General features: G+C 67.2%; 14 protein-coding genes. 8 read left to right on the top strand and 6 right to left on the bottom strand.

All coding sequences use genetic code 11. From position 1 onward, the window contains the following. Positions 1 to 30 precede the first annotated feature (30 nt). Entirely contained in the window at positions 31 to 2,046 is a 2,016-nt protein-coding gene (locus JANGC3_RS28620; RefSeq protein ID WP_051068241.1) for a helicase-related protein, read from the bottom strand. A gap of 547 nt (positions 2,047 to 2,593) precedes the next feature. Between JANGC3_RS28620 and JANGC3_RS0107150 the strand changes: the two genes are divergently transcribed. After that, entirely contained in the window at positions 2,594 to 5,008 is a 2,415-nt protein-coding gene (locus JANGC3_RS0107150) for a DNA internalization-related competence protein ComEC/Rec2 (RefSeq protein ID WP_017875801.1), read from the top strand. 66 nt (positions 5,009 to 5,074) lie between these two features. Here the strand turns inward: JANGC3_RS0107150 and JANGC3_RS0107145 are convergent, their stop codons facing one another. From JANGC3_RS0107145 to JANGC3_RS0107130, 4 genes are all read right to left on the bottom strand, one after another. Then, complete coding sequence (locus JANGC3_RS0107145) at positions 5,075 to 5,767, bottom strand: nitroreductase family protein (protein WP_017875800.1); 693 nt, start codon at positions 5,765 to 5,767, stop codon at positions 5,075 to 5,077. Between the two features lie 75 nt (positions 5,768 to 5,842). Next, on the bottom strand, positions 5,843 to 6,502 hold the full coding sequence (locus JANGC3_RS0107140; protein ID WP_157406497.1) for an HAD family hydrolase: 660 nt from the start codon (positions 6,500 to 6,502) through the stop codon (positions 5,843 to 5,845). A gap of 209 nt (positions 6,503 to 6,711) precedes the next feature. After that, positions 6,712 to 8,064, bottom strand: coding sequence for an esterase/lipase family protein (locus JANGC3_RS0107135; RefSeq protein ID WP_017875798.1), 1,353 nt, complete (start codon positions 8,062 to 8,064; stop codon positions 6,712 to 6,714). A 207-nt stretch (positions 8,065 to 8,271) separates the two neighbouring features. Further along, positions 8,272 to 9,195, bottom strand: a complete 924-nt coding sequence (locus JANGC3_RS0107130) for a LysR family transcriptional regulator (protein WP_017875797.1) — start codon at positions 9,193 to 9,195, stop codon at positions 8,272 to 8,274. A gap of 141 nt (positions 9,196 to 9,336) precedes the next feature. On the opposite strand from JANGC3_RS0107130, the gene JANGC3_RS0107125 reads away from it, so the two are divergent. From JANGC3_RS0107125 to dcd, 4 genes are all read left to right on the top strand, one after another. Then, a complete protein-coding gene (locus JANGC3_RS0107125) occupies positions 9,337 to 10,101 on the top strand; it encodes a sulfite exporter TauE/SafE family protein (RefSeq protein WP_017875796.1) in 765 nt (254 codons plus the stop codon). Between the two features lie 17 nt (positions 10,102 to 10,118). Continuing rightward, entirely contained in the window at positions 10,119 to 10,775 is a 657-nt protein-coding gene (locus JANGC3_RS0107120; RefSeq protein ID WP_017875795.1) for an HAD family hydrolase, read from the top strand. Between the two features lie 119 nt (positions 10,776 to 10,894). Then, positions 10,895 to 11,698 (top strand): alpha/beta fold hydrolase, encoded by an 804-nt coding sequence (locus JANGC3_RS0107115; protein WP_017875794.1) that lies wholly within the window; start codon positions 10,895 to 10,897, stop codon positions 11,696 to 11,698. Between the two features lie 167 nt (positions 11,699 to 11,865). Then, on the top strand, positions 11,866 to 12,432 hold the full coding sequence (gene dcd / locus JANGC3_RS0107110) for a dCTP deaminase (protein WP_026132672.1): 567 nt from the start codon (positions 11,866 to 11,868) through the stop codon (positions 12,430 to 12,432). A 500-nt stretch (positions 12,433 to 12,932) separates the two neighbouring features. Here the strand turns inward: dcd and JANGC3_RS0107100 are convergent, their stop codons facing one another. After that, entirely contained in the window at positions 12,933 to 13,442 is a 510-nt protein-coding gene (locus JANGC3_RS0107100) for a hypothetical protein (protein ID WP_017875791.1), read from the bottom strand. A gap of 573 nt (positions 13,443 to 14,015) precedes the next feature. Here JANGC3_RS0107100 and JANGC3_RS30680 point away from each other — a divergent pair. Genes JANGC3_RS30680 through JANGC3_RS0107085 form a run of 3 tightly spaced genes read left to right on the top strand, consistent with a single transcriptional unit; the run spans position 14,016 to position 16,797 of the window. After that, a complete protein-coding gene (locus JANGC3_RS30680) occupies positions 14,016 to 14,642 on the top strand; it encodes a hypothetical protein (RefSeq protein ID WP_157406496.1) in 627 nt (208 codons plus the stop codon). A 56-nt stretch (positions 14,643 to 14,698) separates the two neighbouring features. Further along, positions 14,699 to 15,484, top strand: a complete 786-nt coding sequence (locus JANGC3_RS28610; RefSeq protein ID WP_017875789.1) for a hypothetical protein — start codon at positions 14,699 to 14,701, stop codon at positions 15,482 to 15,484. A 5-nt stretch (positions 15,485 to 15,489) separates the two neighbouring features. Next, positions 15,490 to 16,797 carry a hypothetical protein gene (locus JANGC3_RS0107085; protein ID WP_035788348.1) on the top strand — a complete coding sequence of 436 codons (1,308 nt, stop codon included), beginning with the start codon at positions 15,490 to 15,492 and terminating at the stop codon, positions 16,795 to 16,797. The last annotated feature ends 24 nt before the right edge of the window (positions 16,798 to 16,821 follow it).

The following is a 16,821-nucleotide window of genomic DNA, read 5'->3' as shown; positions in this document are numbered from 1 at the left end:
TGCCGCTAATCCGACCTACGATGCCTCAACTTACCGCATCGATCTACGCCCTGGTTTTTTCTTGGCGCCGCCCACCGGCCCCAGTTCCTGGCGCTTGCGCGCCGCCGAATTTTGCGCGTGCAGAATCGAGTCGACCCGGTCCGACGCCTCGCGCGCCAGCTCGCGCGCCAGCTCGACGTCGGGAAAATACTCGGGCAAGCGGTAGGCCAGCCAGGCGTAGGCCGAGTACAGCCGGCAGGTGTCTTCGACCTGCTGCAGGTTTTGCCACGACAGGTCGGCCACGTGCCGCTGCAGCCGTGTGGGGTGCTGGCGCGACAGCGCCTTAGCCCAGTGCTCCCAGGCGTTCTGCAACGACGGCACCTTGGCCGATACCGGCACCAACGACAGCGTGAACTTGTCGGCGACCGACAGCGGCAGGGTGTCGAGCCAGAGCGCGCGTTCCGACTGCTCCTCGGTGATGCGCGGATAGAAAAAGCCGTCCGGCACGTCGATATTGTGGGTGAAGCGCTTCAGCAGCTTGCCCAGCGAGGTCTCGCCGGTGGCGGCGGAGATGCGGTGCAAATGCTCCAGCGACGGCGCCACCGGAAAACCGCTGGCGTTCAGCGCCGGCAGCTTTTCCTTCAGCAGCGAACGCATCACCTCGTGCGTCTGCTCGTCGTATCCGGCCACCAGCCCCTCCTCGTGGACGCCGAAACGCCCGGCGCGCCCGGCGATCTGCCGGGCCAGCGCCGCCGAAATCTCCTCTTCCTCGACGCCGTTGAACTTGACCGTCGTCGTCATCACAATCCGCGCGATCGGCATGTTCAAGCCCATCGCCAGCGCGTCGGTGCCGACCACCACATCGGCCAGGCCGTCGCGGAAGCGCTGCGCCTGCGCCCGCCGCACCTCCGGGGACAGGTTGCCGTAGACGGTGGCGACCGACAGGCCGACCTCGGTGATCATGTCGCGCCACATCAGCACGTCGCGGCGCGAGAAGGCGATCACCGCGTCGCCGCGACGCAAACCGCGCAGCTTGCGCACGGCGCCCGGCTCCATCGACAGCGGCGCCTTGCGCTTGAGCAGATGCACCTCCAGCGGGCATTCGAGTCGGTCGGCGAGCGCCTCGATGGCGCGCCGCGCCTCCGGCGCACCGACCAGGTAGACCACGCTGGCGGGCGCGCCGCAGACGGCGGCGGTCCAGGCGGCGCCGCGGTCGCGGTCGGCCAGCATCTGGATCTCGTCGATCACCGCGACCTCGACGGCGGTGCGGGTGTCGAGCATTTCGACCGTGCTGGCGACGTGGGTGGCACCCTCGACGAGGCGGCGCTCCTCGCCGGTGACGAGGCTGACCGCCAGCGGCTTCCCATGCGGCTCGGCCGCCTGCAGGCGCTCGAAGTTTTCCAGCGCGAGCAGGCGCAGCGGCGCCAGGTAAATGCCGCTTTGCGCCTTCGCCAGCGCTTCGATGGCGCGGTGGGTCTTGCCGGAATTGGTCGGCCCGAGCAGGGCGATGAACTTGCGCGGCATGCGCCGCGCCAGCTCGAACGAGGCCGGATACTCGGCCAGGTTGATGCTCTGCTTGGTGCGCGCGGCGTGGCGCTCCTCCTGGTGGCGCTCGACCGCGTGGACCATGCGCTGGCGGATGCGGTCGAAGATCACACCTGCCGGCTCCGAGGTCTGCAGGTCCGCCAGCGTCTGCAGCAGGGGCGCGGGATCGAGGCCGCTGTCTTCGCACTGCTCGACGACGTCCCGCGCAAAGTCGGCGACGTGCTGGCGCAGCTCGTCGAGCGCGGCCTCGGTGGCGCGCTCCTGCACCAGCTGGCGCCGGGCGTCGCGCGCCATGTTGCGCCATTTGGTCGGCCGCGCCAGCACGCCCTGCGCCGGCACCAGTTGGTAGGGCACCTGCAAGCCCGCCGCATCGACCGTGCCGGCAAAGCGCAGGAACACCCGGCCCTCCATTTTGACCAGGTGAACGCCTTGGGCATGCAGATTCAGTTCACGATTCAGGAAGTCGTCGTCGCCCTCGTCGTTGTCCTGCGGCTGGGATCGGGAAGAGGGGGCAGCAGTCATTTTTTTACCTGGGCGTTAATGTGGTATCGATGCCGATTATATCCCGCCGCCCGGGAATGGACGGTTCGGCCGCCTCTCGCTGAGGCGGCTCAAAAACAAGACGTTTCAACGGGGCCGCGCCTTGTGCCGCCTTGTCCTCCTATCCGACTTTGGCGTCGGCAATTTACTTAAAGCACGCCCATTGAATGTGGTGGCGATTGCGCATTCTGCTTCGACGTCAGGAAATCGCGCAGGCATGGTCAAATGTAGGATGGAAATTGAGTGCGTCGGTCGCATCGAACTGTATCTTTAATGGCGCGTAGCGATCGTCCAGTTGCTTATATATTGCGTCCACTGAGAGTCAATATCGAACAGTTACCGTCACGAGTGGCGGGGCAGGTGAAAACAGACTTGGAGGAAGCTGATCGCTGCGCACAATTCAACGACAACGCGCCTGACAACTGCGCAGTCTCAACACAATGCGATCAAAGCATATCCGGCCCGGGAATGCTGGGTAATATCGATAACGGTTGCCCCAAAAGTGATGAACCCGATCCGAAGGTAAGCAATGCGCATGGGTATCCTCGGCTTTGTCGGCGGTGCGGCCTGCTTGCAGACGCGCGCCTCCTTGCCCGCGTATCCGGCGCTGTCGCTTGCCGCCGCTATTCTCGTTGGCGGTTTCCTCGTCTTCATCGCGCGCGGACGCCAGCCGCCGCTGCGCGCCGGCTTGGCGCTGTTGCTCGGCCTTGCCTGCGGCTTTTTCTGGGCCGCGCTGCTGGCGCAAACGGCGCTGGCGCCGCAACTGGCCAAGGCCGACGAGGGCCGCGACGTCACGCTGGTGGGCACCATCGACAGCCTGCCGTACCGTTTCGAGCAGGGCGTGCGCTTCAGTTTCGCGGTGGAGGAAGTGCGCGGCGCCGCCGTCAAGGTGCCGCCGCGCGTGGCGCTGTCGTGGTACTCGGGCTATCGCGACGAGGTGGCCGCCGTCGGCGACGTCCAGCCCGGCGAGCGCTGGCAATTGACGGTGCGCTTGCAACGCCCGCACGGCAACGCCAACCCCCACGGTTTTGATTACGAGGTGTGGCTGCTGGAGCAGGGCTTACGCGCCACCGGCTACGTGCGCCCCGACAAGGGCGCGGCGCTAAAGAACCAGCGCATCGACAGCTTCGTGTTCGGCCTGGGCAACCTGGTCGAGCGCAGCCGGGCCACCTTGCGCAAACGCATAGTGCGCGCCCTGGCGGGCAGGGAGTACGCCGGCGTGATCGTCGCGCTGGTGGTCGGCGACCAGCGCGCCATCGACCAGTCGGACTGGCAGGTGTTCAATCGCACCGGCGTCAGCCACCTCATTTCCATTTCCGGCCTGCACATTACGATGATCGCCAGCCTATTCGCGCTGGTGGCGTCGGGCCTGTGGCGCCATTCCTTCTTCACCGGCATGCAATTGCCCTTGCTGCTGCCGGCGCAGAAGGTCGCGGCCTTGACCGGCGCCGCCGTGGCGCTGCTGTATGTGCTGTTGGCCGGCTTCGGCGTGCCGGCCCAGCGCACCCTGTATATGCTGGTCGTGGTGGCGGCGGCCGTGTGGCTGGGCCGCATCACCAGCGTCTCGCATGTGCTGTGCACGGCGCTCGGCGTGGTCGTGCTGCTCGACCCGTGGGCGGTGCTGTGGCCGGGATTCTGGCTGTCGTTCGGCGCCGTCGCAGTGATCCTGTACGCCACCGTCGGGCGCACGGCGGCGCGGCGCGACCCCGAGCGCGGCCGCCGCCAGCGTCTGCGCGAAGCGCTGCAACTGGGCGCGCACACGCAGTACGTCGTCACGCTCGGCCTGGTGCCGCTGACCATGCTGCTGTTCGCGCAGGTGTCGCTGGTCAGCCCGCTGGCGAACGCGTTGGCGATTCCGCTCGTCGGCCTGGTCGTGACGCCGCTGGCGCTGGCCGGCAGCCTGCTGCCGGCGCCGCTGTCAACGCCGCTGCTGGTGGTCGCGCATGGCGTCGTGGAAGCGCTGGCCCAGGTGTTGCAATGGCTGAGCGCGCAGCCGCTCGCGGTGTGGAGCGCGCCCGCGCCGCCGCCGTGGATGTTCTGTTGGGCGATGCTGGGTACGCTGTGGATGCTGGCGCCGCGCGGTTGGCCGCACCGCTGGCTTGGCGCCGTCAGCTGGATACCGTTGCTGACCTTGCTTCCCAGCCGTCCGCCCGACGGCCAGATGTGGGTCACGGCGTTCGATGTCGGGCAGGGCATGGCGCTGTTGATCGAGACCGGCGGCCACCGCCTGCTGTACGACACCGGGCCGTTTTACGCGCCCGGTTCGAACGGCGCCAACCGCGTCATCCTGCCGTACCTGAAGGCGCGCGGCATCGACGCGCTCGACGGCGTGATCGTCACGCACAGCGACGCCGACCACTCAGGCGGGGCGCTGTCGCTGCTGGAGGGCGTGCGGGTGGGCTGGTTGTCCTCGTCGATGTGGCCGGAGCACCCCATCGTCAAGGCGGCGCCGCGGCACCGGCGTTGCGCGGCCGGGCAGGGCTGGACTTGGGACGGCGTGCGCTTCGAGATGCTGCACCCGCCGGCGGCCAGCTACGACGACGTGGCGCTGAAGCCGAACGCGCGCGGCTGCACCTTGCGCGTCAGCTCCGGCGGCAGGGCGATTCTGCTGGCGGCCGACATCGAGGCGGCGCAGGAGGCGCAGCTGGTGGCCAATTCGCCCGAGCGGCTGCGTGCCGACGTGCTGCTGGCGCCGCACCATGGCAGCGGCACCTCGTCCACGGCGGTTTTTTTGACGGCGGTGAAACCCGCGCTGGCGCTGTTTCAGCTTGGATATCGAAACCGCTACCACCACCCCAAGGCCGAGGTGTACGAGCGTTATCGGCAGATGGACATCGAACGCCTGCGCACCGACGAATCGGGCGCGCTGACCTTGCGCTTCGGGGCGCAGTTAACTGTGGAGCAGTACCGCTTGGGCCACGCGCGGTATTGGTACGGGCGCTGAGCTGCGCGAGCGTCCTGAATCACAGTTTGCCCGACGACGCCGTTTCGAAAATTTTCATGTGGATGATCAAAGGAAAGTGGCGATCTCGTTCAGCGGCTTCTTGCGGATGTTTGGCACCATGCAGTGCTGGGCCGGGTAGCCGACCACCAGCAGGATGTAGGGTTTTTCGTTGTCGGGCCGGCCGGCGAGCTGGTTCAGGAAGCCCATCGGGCTGGGCGTGTGCGTCAGCGTCGCCAGGCCGGCGTGGTGCAGGGCGGCGATCAAAAAACCGGTGGCGATCGAGACCGATTCCGGCACATAGTAATTCTTGACGACGGCGCCATCGTCCATGACGGTGTTCTTTTGCCCGAAGATGACGATCAGGTGGGGCGCGTCTTCCAGGAACGGCTTGCTGGAGTCGGTCCCCAGCGGCGCCAGCGCGTCCTTCCATTCCTGCGGCGCGCGGCGCTCGTAGAATTCGCGTTCCTCGATTTCGGCTTCGATGCGGATTTGCCGCTTCAGCGCCGGATCGGACACCACGGCGAAATGCCAGGGTTGGTGGTTGGCACCGGAGGGCGCGGTGCCGGCCGTCAGCAGGCATTGTTCGATAACCGAGCGCGGCACCGGCTCGCTGGAGAACTCGCGGATGGTTTTACGGCGCGCCATGTCCTGGTAGAACTGCAGGGCGCGCCGCTCCATCTCTTCTTGCGGATAGGCGCGGTAGCTTGTCAGGGGGATGAATTGCGGGTCGCCTTGGTTGAACGCTAGTTTGCTGGTCATGGCTTTCCTGATAGTAAATTTGGCTGCTGGTCGGATAGGGGGGGGCGGCTACGAGCCAGGCGCGGGCGGATGTGTTTAGAACAACTGTTGGCGTAGTGCGCGCCAGGAGTCCGGTTGCAACGGCGACACGCTGTAATCGGCCAGCGCGGCCAGTTCGGCGCTGTCCGACACCGCGACGACCCGCAGGCCGGCCGCCTTGGCCGCCGTGATGCCGGTGCGGCTGTCTTCGAACGCCAAGCCGGCGTCGGCGCTCATGCCGTGCAGCGCCAGCGCGCGCAGGTAGACGTCGGGCGCCGGCTTGCCCAGCGCGACCTCGTCGCCGCTGCACAGGTGGGCGAAGTGTTCGCGTATGCCGAGGTGGCGCACAGAGGCCTCGATGACGCGCGGGTGCGAATTGGACACCAGCGATTGCGCCAGCCCGCGCCCGGTGAACCAGGCGCAGCACTCCAGCGCGCCGGCGACCGGCCGGGTGCCGCCCAGATGCGCGACGACATGCTCGATCGCCGCGTCGTACCAGCGCGTGTACTGCGGCGGCAGCGCCTGCGCCGGCGCCAACCCGAACAAATGCCGGTACGTGCCCGGCGCGTCCATGCCCGGCGGCAGGCCCAATTCGGCGTCGAGCACCTTGCCGAGGCCAAGGCAGGCGCGCCGAATCGACTCCAGGTGCAGCGGCTCGCTATCGATCAGGGTGCCGTCCAGGTCCCACAGTATTAATTGCGGCGTTGTTGTCTGCATGCTCATATCTGGTCGCCCAGCCTTCGACTTAAGTTTTCAGCAACTTTACATGGCGAAAAATAGGCTGTCAATGGGTATTGAAGTGGTATTGTTCCTCATCATCGATACGTACGGCAAGTACTTGACTACATGGGGGATTGCTTGCAGGGAAGGCCAAGTGGTAGGGTACCGGCGCGGCGGCCAAGGCGGCCGCGCCGGCACCGGTCGCACTACAGGCCGTAGATGATAGTGCTGACGTCGTCGTACAGCGGATACACGGCGCTGGACGGATTGAGCCAGCCGATCACGTCAAAGTGGTCGTAGCCGCGGTAGTAGCCCAGATAGTTCCATGCGCCGCGCACCGAGCTGCCGTCGTAGTTGCGCTGCGGCTGTCCGGACGGCGCCTTCATGCTGACAGTGTTGACCACGCCGTCGTTGGGGAACCAGCTGCTGTCGATCAGCACCCGCCCGCTGCCCGACTGGGTGTACGAACCCATGCCTGGTTGCAGGATGGACGGCACCACCCATTCGCCGGCGGTGGGTTTGCTGAAGAAAATCATGTCGTTGCGCGCGTAGCGATAAGCGGCGCTCTGGAAAGGCGCGATGACCCGGTCGGTATTGTTGCAGCATGGCGCGCCCGGTTCGGTGGCGTCGCCGCCGACTGAATAGTAATAGACGTTGGGCGAGGTCTTGACCCAGCCGTTGAGTTCCTTGGCGCCGTCCGGCCCCAGTTCCCATTGCGCCGAGTTGTGGTTGGCCAGCGCCCAGAACGGCGCGCCCTTGATGCGCTCAAGGAAGTCGCGGAACGATTCGGCCGGGCCTTGCGCCAGGCCGAATTGTTCCAGTCGGAACTTGTAGATCGGATTGTTGCTGCCGCCAAGGCCGGCGACCTCGACGATTTGGCCGGCCAGCTCCGAGACCTTCGGCACGTAGTCGACAATGACATCGCGCAAGGTGGTGCCGTTGTGCGGCGTGGAAATGGTGGTGGCGCTCTTGACCCAGCCGGTCTTGCCGCCGGCGTACAGCGCGCCGTCGCCCTCGCTGCCGTTGGGCGGGCCGTTTTCCAGCAACTGGATCAGCGTGCGGACGGTCTGGCCGCCCTGGCTGTGCGCCACCAAGTGGATCGGATGGCTGGCGTCCCAGGCGGGGTAGAGCGCCAGCGGGTAATGGTTCGGATTGTTGGCCGGGTCGGCCGCCCAGCATTTGCCGGCCGGCTTTTGCAGCGCGCCGAACGCGGCCGAGCTGGCGGTGTGGCGCACGCCGTAGTCGGCGCAACCGCCCTTGACCTGGTAGAACAGCTCCACCGCGCGGTCCCAGTTGGAACTGACCGGGCCGACCGCCGCCGCGAACACCTGGTGGTTGCCGTTGAAGCTACGCATATGCGCGGCGACGTCGTTGTTGCCGCCCCAGTAGCGGAAGCCGCTGCCCTGCAATTCGTCGGGTCCGAAGCCGAGGAAGCCGTGGACCAGCACCACCGGGTAATTGTTGGCAGCCAGCGCTTGTGGCGCCGACGCCAGCGCCGATGCGCCAATTGCGATGCCTGCCAGCAGCTTTACCGTCCGTGCCAATGCGAATGTCATCATTTTTGTCTCCTCAGAAGGTTACGCGCGATCAAATTTGATCAGCGAGTAATCAGAGTTCAACATAAACGAAAAAAGTTAACTGCAATTCATCATTGCCTTGCAAGCCAACCTACGGACCGCGCGAGCCACGCCCGGGCGTTGGTCGCGCGGCGCGATGTTCGTTTGGATTCGTGTATAAAACCACAGGCGGGCGGCGCGGCAACGCCGTCATGCAACGCGCTCGTCGGGGATTTCCAGCCCCTGTTTGCGGATTTCCTCAAGGAATAGGCGTGCGCCCTTGCTCAGCCGGGGCGAGCCGTACACCGCGTGCATGCTCGGGTCTACCGCCTTCGACGAGGCCAGCCGGTACGCTGCGCACACCTTGACCAGCTTGCCCGCGGCCAGCGCCGGCTCGGCCAGCCAGCTGGCCAGCCGGGCGATGCCGGCGGCCTCCGTCGCCGCCTGGAAGGTGGCGATGCCGGAGGTGAAGCGGTGGCGCGGCTTGATGGTGTTGCTCAGGCTGCGTTCGGCGGAAACGAAATGCCAGTCGCGCAGGATGCGCGGGGCGGTGTGCATGATAACGTCGTGGCCGGCCAGTTCTTCCGGCTCGCGCGGCGTGCCCCTGCGCGCCAGGTAGTCCGGGGCGGCGTACAGATAGCGCCGGTAGTTCCACAGCGGGTAGCCGATCAGCTCGCTCGACTTGGGGAAGGCGCCGCGGATCGCGAAGTCGAGCTTTTCCTCGATCGGATCGATGCTCTTGTCGGAGAAACGGATGTCGATCTGCACGTTTGGGTAGGCCCGGGAAAAGCGCGCCACCGTTTTTGGCAAGAATCCCAGCGCCAAGATCTCCGGCGCCGAAATGCGCACCCAGCCCTGCGGGGTGCTGCCCAGCTCGGCCAACTGGTCCTGCGCCTCGGCCTGGGTCTCCAGCAGGTGCTTGGCGAAGGCGTAGTAGCAGTCGCCGGCGGCGGTCAAGGTCAGCTGCTTCTGGGTACGCAGGATCAGCTCGGCGCCAATGGCCTCTTCCAGGTGCTGGATCGCGCGCGTCACCGCGCTTGGCGAACAGCCCAGCGCGCGCGCCGCGTGGACGAAGCTGCCCTTGTCGACGACCGTGCAAAAGGTCCCGATTTCCCACATCAGTTTGATCGACATGCCGCCGCGGCTCCGCTGTTTGGTTTCAAGACGCAATTGTACAAGTTTAGACGCTTGCGTTTTCCGCAACGTGGCGTTGCATCCAGATTCAATGGCGGCGCCCTATACTCGTTTCGTTGCCCCACATCACTTCAGGAAACCATGGTCACCATTTCGCTGCTATGCCTGTTCGCGTTTTTCGCCGGCTTGATCGACGCGGCCGTCGGCGGCGGCGGCCTGATCCAGATGCCGGCGCTGTTCAACCTGATGCCGTCGATGGCGTCGGCCCCCTTGATGGGCACGAATAAATTCGCCGCCTGCTGGGGCACGATATTCGCGGCCAAGTCCTATGTCGGCCGGGTGCGGGTGCCGTGGAAGTTAGTGTTGCCGGCGGCGGCGGCGGCCTTCGCCATGTCCTTCCTGGGCGCGATGGCGGTGTCGGCGGTGCCGCAGCACGTGGTGCGCCCGGTGGTGCTGGTGTTGCTGGTGGTGATGGCGGTCTACACCTTCATCAAGAAGGACTTCGGCAGCGTCCAGGTCGAGCGCGCCTTCGGCCGGCGCGAACGCGTGCTGACGGTGCTGATCGGCGGCGTCATCGGCTTTTACGACGGCCTGTTCGGTCCCGGCACCGGCAGTTTCCTAATTTTCCTGTTCATTCGCTTTTTCGCCTTTGACTTCCTGCTGGCGTCGGCCTGCGCGAAAGTCGTCAACATCGCCACCAACGTCGCCGCGCTGGCCTTCTTCATCCCCGCCGGCAATGTCATGTACGCCGTTGCCGTGCCCATGGCCGTCTGCAATATCCTGGGCGCGCTGACCGGCACCTGGATCGCCGTGCGGCGCGGCTCCGCCTTCGTGCGCGTGCTGTTCCTGTTTTTGCTGGTCACGCTGATCGTCAAGCTCGGCTACGACGTCCTCACCGGCCATTGATTGGATTTTCCTCGACCATGAAAAAGATTAAGGGTGTGCTGTGGGACAACGACGGCGTTCTGGTCAATACCGAACAGCTGTTCTATGAAACCAACCGGGAAGTGCTGCTCGAGCACGGCATTGCGTTGACGCGGAAACAGTTTTTCGACTGGTTTTTGTGTTACAGCTACGGCGCTTGGCATTTGCTGCAGCAAAAGGGGTATAGCGAACAGCGCATCGAGGCGCTGCGGCGGGAACGCAACCGGCGTTTCGGCGAGAAGTTGGCGCAGGCGGACAATCTGATCAACTCCAGCGTCGACGCCGTCCTGTCCGACCTGTGGCGGCGCGTGCCGATGGGCGTCGTCACCGGCAGCTTCCGCGAACACTTCGAACAAAGCCACCGCGACAGCAGGCTGGCCGGCTATTTCGACTTCGTCGTCTGGCGCGAAATGTATATCAACGAAAAGCCCGAGCCGGATAGCTATTTGATGGGGCTGGAGCGCCTGGGCTTGCCGGCGCACGCATGCCTGGCGGTGGAGGATTCGCCGCGCGGACTGCGCGCGGCCAACGCGGCGGGGCTCGAATGCATCGTCTTGCGCACCGACTTGACCCGAGGCCACGCCTTCGACGGCGCCTTTTGCGTGGTCGACTCGATGGACGAGCTGCGCACGGTGCTGGCGTCCTTCGTCGCCTGAGCGGACGCGGCAATCTAGAGGGCTTCCTCTGATTTGTGGCCGCCGCCGCCCCTTACAATTGGGCCAACCTTGCCACACATCGGAGACGGCGGCCCGCGATCCGGGCGCCCACTATAAAAATGACGAAACCGCAATTGCACTTTGCCCACGCCAACAGCTACCCGGCCGGCACCTATCGCCGCTTTTTCGACCTGCTGGGTCGGGACTTCCACATCCAGGCGCTCGACATGCACGCCCACAACCCGGAGTATCCGGTCGAGACCGGCTGGGGCGCGCTGGTGCAGGAGTACATCGACGAGCTGGAGTTGCGCTACCAGCAGCCGGTGATTTTGCTGGGCCACTCGCTGGGCGGCATGCTCAGCCTGATGGTGGCGAAGGCGCGGCCCGACCTGGTGCGCTGCGTGGTGCTGCTCGACTCGCCGGTGGTGGCGGGCTGGCGCGCGATGGTGCTGCGGCTGCTGCGCAACAGCGCGCTGGGCGAGCGCTACTCGCCGGCGCGTTTTTCGGTGCGCCGGCGCAAGCTGTGGCCGGACGCTGAGGCCGCCTACCAGCACTTCGCGTCCAAGCAGATGTTCGCGGCCTGGGCGCCGCAGGTGCTGCGCGACTATATCGACAGCGGCCTGGCGCCGCATCCGCAGGGCATGCAGCTACGCTTCACGCGCGAAATCGAAACCGACGTCTACCGCAGTCTGCCGCACCACATCGGTAGCCTGGTGACGGGCAAGTACCCGGTGCCGATCGGCTTCATCGGCGGCACCGAGTCGGTCGAATGCCGCCAGGCGGGACTGGGGCCGACGCGCAAGCTGGTCGGGCGCTTCTTCCGCCAGATACCGGGCGGCCACCTGTTCCCGATGGAGTCGCCGGAGCGCGCCGCCAAGGAGACGCGCGAGATGATCGGGGCGTTGTTGGCGTCGAAGCGGTAATTGCGCAGCGAAAAGCGCCGGGGGGCAGGGCGGTACCGCGAAAAATGTGTCCAGCGGGCCATAAGCGCGGCCTTTTTCGCGTAAAATCGCGGTATTCGGGCCGGATGCCGCCATGGCGCCCGCCGCCCCCGCCTCTCCCTTGAAATTCTTAAGAAAATGCCTGTGCGATGACGATTAAAAGCGATAAATGGATACGCCGTATGGCGGCAGAAACCGGCATGATCTCGCCGTTCGAACCGAACCAGGTGCGCGCGGTCGACGGCAGAAAAGTCATCTCCTACGGCACCTCCTCGTACGGTTACGACATCCGCTGCGCCGACGAGTTCAAGATCTTCACGAACATCAACAGCACCATCGTCGATCCGAAAAACTTCGACTCGAACTCCTTCGTCGACGTCAAGAGCGACGTCTGCATCATCCCGCCGAACTCGTTCGCGCTGGCCCGCACCATTGAATTCTTCCGCATTCCGCGCAGCGTGCTGACGATCTGCCTGGGCAAATCGACCTACGCGCGCTGCGGCATCATCGTCAACGTGACGCCGTTCGAGCCGGAGTGGGAAGGCTACGTGACGCTGGAATTCTCCAACACCACGCCGCTGCCGGCCAAGATCTACGCCGGCGAAGGCTGCGCCCAGGTGCTGTTCTTTGAAAGCGACGAAGTGTGCGAAACCTCGTACAAAGACCGCGACGGCAAATACCAGGGCCAGAGCGGCGTCACGCTGCCGAAGGCGTAAGTTGCCCGAAAAACCGCCGGCATCCCCTGCCGGCGCTGCTTACCGCACATAGTCCGGTTGCCACAATACTCCTGGAGTGACGAGGCCGCTGGCTTCGTCCAAGGCGGCGTAAATCCGCACGCGTAGATCTAATGGCGCGAAATCGCCCCATACTATCGGCTCGGAGAAGTGCGCAGAACGTAAACCAAGCAGCTTCGCCTGGAAGTTTTGTTCGTTCAATGCAAGCGAAACCGATGTGGGCACGGCCAATCCCTTCAGCATTGCCGGTGTAAAAGGCAAACCGTCAAAGCAGGTGATGACCTCGTCTGATTCGAACGTGGCGGTTGCCTCGACGCGTGTGCGGATGGAGTAGGCACGGCATTACCTCACCACGGTTTGGCATCGGACCTTGAAGCGCTGTTGACGACTGCAGCCGGCGCAGCGCCGGATCAGTTGCGCCATCCACGCCAGCAGCAGCGAGACGGCGCCGGCCACGCCCAAGGGCGGGCGGCTGGCCGGCGTCAGGAGACTTCGCGCGCCAGGCTCGCCGTCGGGCGCTGTTCGGCGGCCTGCTGCTGCGCCAGCCGGTCGCGTAGCGCGCTCAGGTCGGCCTCCAAGTGCGGGATGGTTTCCAGGCGCTGGTGGGCGCGCGCCAGCGCCGCGCCCAGCAATTCGCTGGCGCGCCGCTCGCGCGCCTTGTCATGGCTGACCAGCGCCAACCGGTCTTCGAGGCGGGCGGCGGCGCCGGCCGTGGCGGCCTGCGCCGCCGCCATCGCCTGCAGGCGGCCGGCCTGGGCGCCAATGGTGTCGAGCTGGCGCAGCGTGATGCGCGCCAGTTCGGCGTTCTTGCGCTGCTGCTCGGCCAGTGCCGCCTCCAGCGCGGCGCGCGGCACGGCCGCCGCGGCGGCGTCGGCGCTGGCGCCGCGCTCGCGACGCAGCGCGTGCCACAGGGTACGCAAGCGGGCCGCAAGGCTGCTGCCGGGGAGGTTGGCGTTAACGGTGGCGCTGTTGCGTGCGGTGGTGGCGGTCATGGCATGGCTCCTTCGGTCCGTTGGCGCGCACACACTTGCGCGCGGCATTGCCCAGGGTGGTCGGCGCGGCGCCGGCCGGGTTCTGTGCATGTTGGGAACATCTGCTGCGCGGCGGATTGGGGCCGAAGGGGTAACACGGTTGCCGCGCGGGGAGGGCGGCGGAACGGGCTGGGTAACACGGGTCTCGGCAACGGGGCGGGGGGCGAGACCGACAGGCCGGCGCGGGCGCCACATTGCTTGTCATAGTCGAAGCATAGCGATGAAATTCCTTTTGCGCAACTAATTTTCGTCGCAGTGTGGCGCTGCCGCGCTATATCGATATGCAAAACCCCGTATGCCATGTCCGGCAGGGTGAAACGCGTATCGATAGCGTGCCGGGCGGGGCCGCCGAAGGCGTTTTCGGCGGCCCCGCCCGGCGCCGCGGCCAATCCGAAGCGCGCTTCGCCGGCGCTGGCCGGGCCGGGCGCGGCGCGCCCGCGGCGGCCGCTGGCACGGCGCTTGCAATACCGAGTGCTATCGGCAGCAATGCGCGGCAACGCGCCGCCTGCCCCCATTTTCCGAGCGGAGCCGCACATGGAGCGTCGTTTGCTGGACTATATTCCCGACCTTGAAATCGCCGCCGCCGCCGCGGCGCCGGCGCCGACGCGCCCGCCGAAAGGCGACGAGGACACCGAAATGGCCTTCGGCGCCGCCTTGCTGGAGGTGGCCGGCAGCGCCGAACTGGACGCCTTCCTGGGGGCGCTGGTGGCGCGGGTCGGCGGCGCCGGGCTGCTGAACACGCCGCTGGGCGGCGCGCTGGTGGCGGCGCTGCGGCCGGCGGCGCGGGTGCTGCTGCCGATTCGCAGCCCGGGCGCTGTCGGCCGCAACGGCGCGGTTGCCGGCGCGGACGGGCGCGGCGACCTGAAGGCGCGCGCCGCGCGCATCTTCGGCATGGAACTGGAGGGGCTCAGCCCGGAAGACAAGGAATTCGACGTGGCGCGGCTGTTCGTGCGCTTCGCCGCCGACGCCGCCGATGCCGTCGCCAAGGGGGCCGGGGCGGCCGGCGCCGGCAACGCCGATCCGCGGGTCCAGGTTCAGGCGGCGCTGACGCGCTCGGCCAGGCGCCACGCGCCCGGCCTGCTGCGCAGCGCCGCCGACACGCCGGCGCGCAGCGGGCGCTGGCAGCGGCAGGGCAATCGCATCATTGTCCTGAATGGTTGACCGGGGCGGGCGGTCCGCCCCGGCATTGTTTGGTTCACCTACAAGGGGAGTTCATCATGCATGACATCGATCGTACGACGCTGGAATACGGCCAGGAGATGGGCGGCTACGAGGCCGAGCAGCAGTTCGAGTTCGGCCAGGGCGAGTGGAGCGGCGAAAGCGGCCAGCAGGGCATGTTTTCGGAATCGGAGGAGATGGAGATGGCCAACGAGTTGCTGTCGGTCAGCAACGAGGCCGAGCTTGACCAATTCCTCGGCAACTTCCTGCGCAAGGCCGCCTCGTTCGCCGGCAACGTCATCAAGTCGCCGGTCGGCCAGGCCATCGGCGGCGTGCTCAAGGGCGTGGCGAAGAAGGCGCTGCCGCTGGCCGGCACCGCCGTCGGCGGCTTCTTCGGCGGTCCGCTGGGCGCCAAGATCGGTAGCGGCCTGGCCTCGGCGGCCAGCGGCGCGCTCGGGCTGGAGGCCGAGATGTCCGGCGAGGACCGCGAATACGAGGGCGCGCGCCAGTTCGTGCGGCTGGCCGCCGACACCGTCAACCGGGCCGCCTCGGCGCGTGGCGGCGACCCGCGCGCGGTGGCGCAGTCGGCCGCGGCGGCGGCGGCGCGCCAGTTCGCGCCCGGCTTGCTGGGCAAGATCGGCGGCCAGATGGTCGGCGCCCAGGCGGGCGGGCAGGGGCTGGGCGGCCAGATGGGCGGCCAGATGGCCGGGCAGATGGTCGGGCAGGGCGGCGCCATGGCCGGGCGCAGCCAGGTCGGCGCCTCCGCCTACGGCGGCGTCGGCGCGCGCGGCAATAGCGGGCGCTGGGTCCGCCAGGGCCATAAAATCGTCCTGTACGGCGCTTGACGGCCATGGCCATCGGCTCCTACGCCTCGTGGATGCTGGCGCAAGAGGCGCGCGCGCTGCGCGCCCGGCTGGCGCTGGTGCGCCCGTTCGCGCTGATCGAGCCGACCGTGGCGGCCGCCGCGCTGCAGCCGGACGCCCAGTCGGCCATCGAGCGCCATCTGGTGCTGGGGCGGCGCGAATTGCAGGCGCTGGTGACGGCCTTCCTGCTGTGGCTGGACGGGCCGCAGGCGCGCAGCGCCACGGCGGCCGAGGCGCAGCGGCGCTTCACCTTCCTGCGCCTGAAGTTCAACGCCACGCTGACCCAGTTCGACCTGTTCAACGACGTCATCACCCAGCGCAGCGAGAGCGAGAACGGGGTCTGGCTGGCCGGCCTGGACGTGGTCTCGGCCGACGCGCTGGCGCTGCCGGGCGGCTACTTCCAGGCGCCGCCGGTGATCTGCTACCTCGACCGCGGCCCCGGCGCGGCGATCCGCCGCGCCCGCACCCGCCTGCCGGGGGGCGGCGACAACCCGGTCGCCATCATCCGCGTGCCACGCGAGCGCATGATCGGCGGCGCCATCGCCTCCTCGCTGATCCACGAGGTCGGGCACCAGGGCGCGGCCCTGCTCGACCTGGTCAATTCGCTGCGCCCGGTGCTACAGGCGCTGGCGCGCGGCGGTCCCGGGCAGGCGCGCCCGTGGCGCCTGTGGGAGCGCTGGATCAGCGAAATCGTCGCCGACTTCTGGTCGCTGGCGCGGGTCGGCGTGGTCGCCACGCTGGGCCTGATCGGCGTGGTCAGCCTGCCGCGCGTGTTCGTCTTCCGCCTCAACGAGGACGACCCGCACCCGGCGCCGTGGATACGCGTGCGCCTGAGCTGCGCGATGGGGCGGGCGCTGTATCCGCACCCGCAATGGGACCGCATCGAGCGCATGTGGCTGGCGTTCTACCCGCCGCAGGGACTGGAGCCGGGGCAACTGGCGTTGCTGGCGCAATTGCAGGCGAGCATGCCGGCGCTGGTCGGGGTGCTGACCAACCACCGCCCGCCGGCGCTGCGCGGCGCCTCGCTGGTCGAGGTGATGGGGGTGCGTGCGCGCCAGCCGGCCCGGCTCGAACGCCTGTTCCACGCCTGGAACCGGGCGCCGCAACAGATGTACCGCGCCGCGCCGTCGCTGGTGTTCGCGGTGCTGGGCCAGGCCCGCGCCGGCGGCCAGCTTAACCCGGAAGACGAGGGCACGCTGCTGGCGCGCCTGCTGACCCACTGGGCGCTGCGCAGCGCGCTCGACATCTCGCTGATCTGCAGCGCCACGGCCGGGCGCCGGCGCCGCGCCTTCTAGCTTGAACACCGTATGACTTTCCAT

This window comes from Janthinobacterium sp. CG3, assembly GCF_000344615.1.
GTDB lineage: Bacteria > Pseudomonadota > Gammaproteobacteria > Burkholderiales > Burkholderiaceae_D > Janthinobacterium.
The sequence above is the reverse complement of the archived record's forward strand: the minus strand, read 5'-3'. Positions and strand labels throughout refer to the sequence as shown.

What these genes read in the sequence shown, in the direction of transcription:
- JANGC3_RS28620 (WP_051068241.1), bottom strand. Translation starts at nt 2,046, where the DNA reads ATGACTGCTGCCCCCTCTTCCCGATCCCAGCCGCAGGACAACGACGAG.
- JANGC3_RS0107150 (WP_017875801.1), top strand. Translation starts at nt 2,594, where the DNA reads ATGCGCATGGGTATCCTCGGCTTTGTCGGCGGTGCGGCCTGCTTGCAG.
- JANGC3_RS0107145 (WP_017875800.1), bottom strand. Translation starts at nt 5,767, where the DNA reads ATGACCAGCAAACTAGCGTTCAACCAAGGCGACCCGCAATTCATCCCC.
- JANGC3_RS0107140 (WP_157406497.1), bottom strand. Translation starts at nt 6,502, where the DNA reads ATGCAGACAACAACGCCGCAATTAATACTGTGGGACCTGGACGGCACC.
- JANGC3_RS0107135 (WP_017875798.1), bottom strand. Translation starts at nt 8,064, where the DNA reads ATGATGACATTCGCATTGGCACGGACGGTAAAGCTGCTGGCAGGCATC.
- JANGC3_RS0107130 (WP_017875797.1), bottom strand. Translation starts at nt 9,195, where the DNA reads ATGTCGATCAAACTGATGTGGGAAATCGGGACCTTTTGCACGGTCGTC.
- JANGC3_RS0107125 (WP_017875796.1), top strand. Translation starts at nt 9,337, where the DNA reads ATGGTCACCATTTCGCTGCTATGCCTGTTCGCGTTTTTCGCCGGCTTG.
- JANGC3_RS0107120 (WP_017875795.1), top strand. Translation starts at nt 10,119, where the DNA reads ATGAAAAAGATTAAGGGTGTGCTGTGGGACAACGACGGCGTTCTGGTC.
- JANGC3_RS0107115 (WP_017875794.1), top strand. Translation starts at nt 10,895, where the DNA reads ATGACGAAACCGCAATTGCACTTTGCCCACGCCAACAGCTACCCGGCC.
- dcd (WP_026132672.1), top strand. Translation starts at nt 11,866, where the DNA reads ATGACGATTAAAAGCGATAAATGGATACGCCGTATGGCGGCAGAAACC.
- JANGC3_RS0107100 (WP_017875791.1), bottom strand. Translation starts at nt 13,442, where the DNA reads ATGACCGCCACCACCGCACGCAACAGCGCCACCGTTAACGCCAACCTC.
- JANGC3_RS30680 (WP_157406496.1), top strand. Translation starts at nt 14,016, where the DNA reads ATGGAGCGTCGTTTGCTGGACTATATTCCCGACCTTGAAATCGCCGCC.
- JANGC3_RS28610 (WP_017875789.1), top strand. Translation starts at nt 14,699, where the DNA reads ATGCATGACATCGATCGTACGACGCTGGAATACGGCCAGGAGATGGGC.
- JANGC3_RS0107085 (WP_035788348.1), top strand. Translation starts at nt 15,490, where the DNA reads ATGGCCATCGGCTCCTACGCCTCGTGGATGCTGGCGCAAGAGGCGCGC.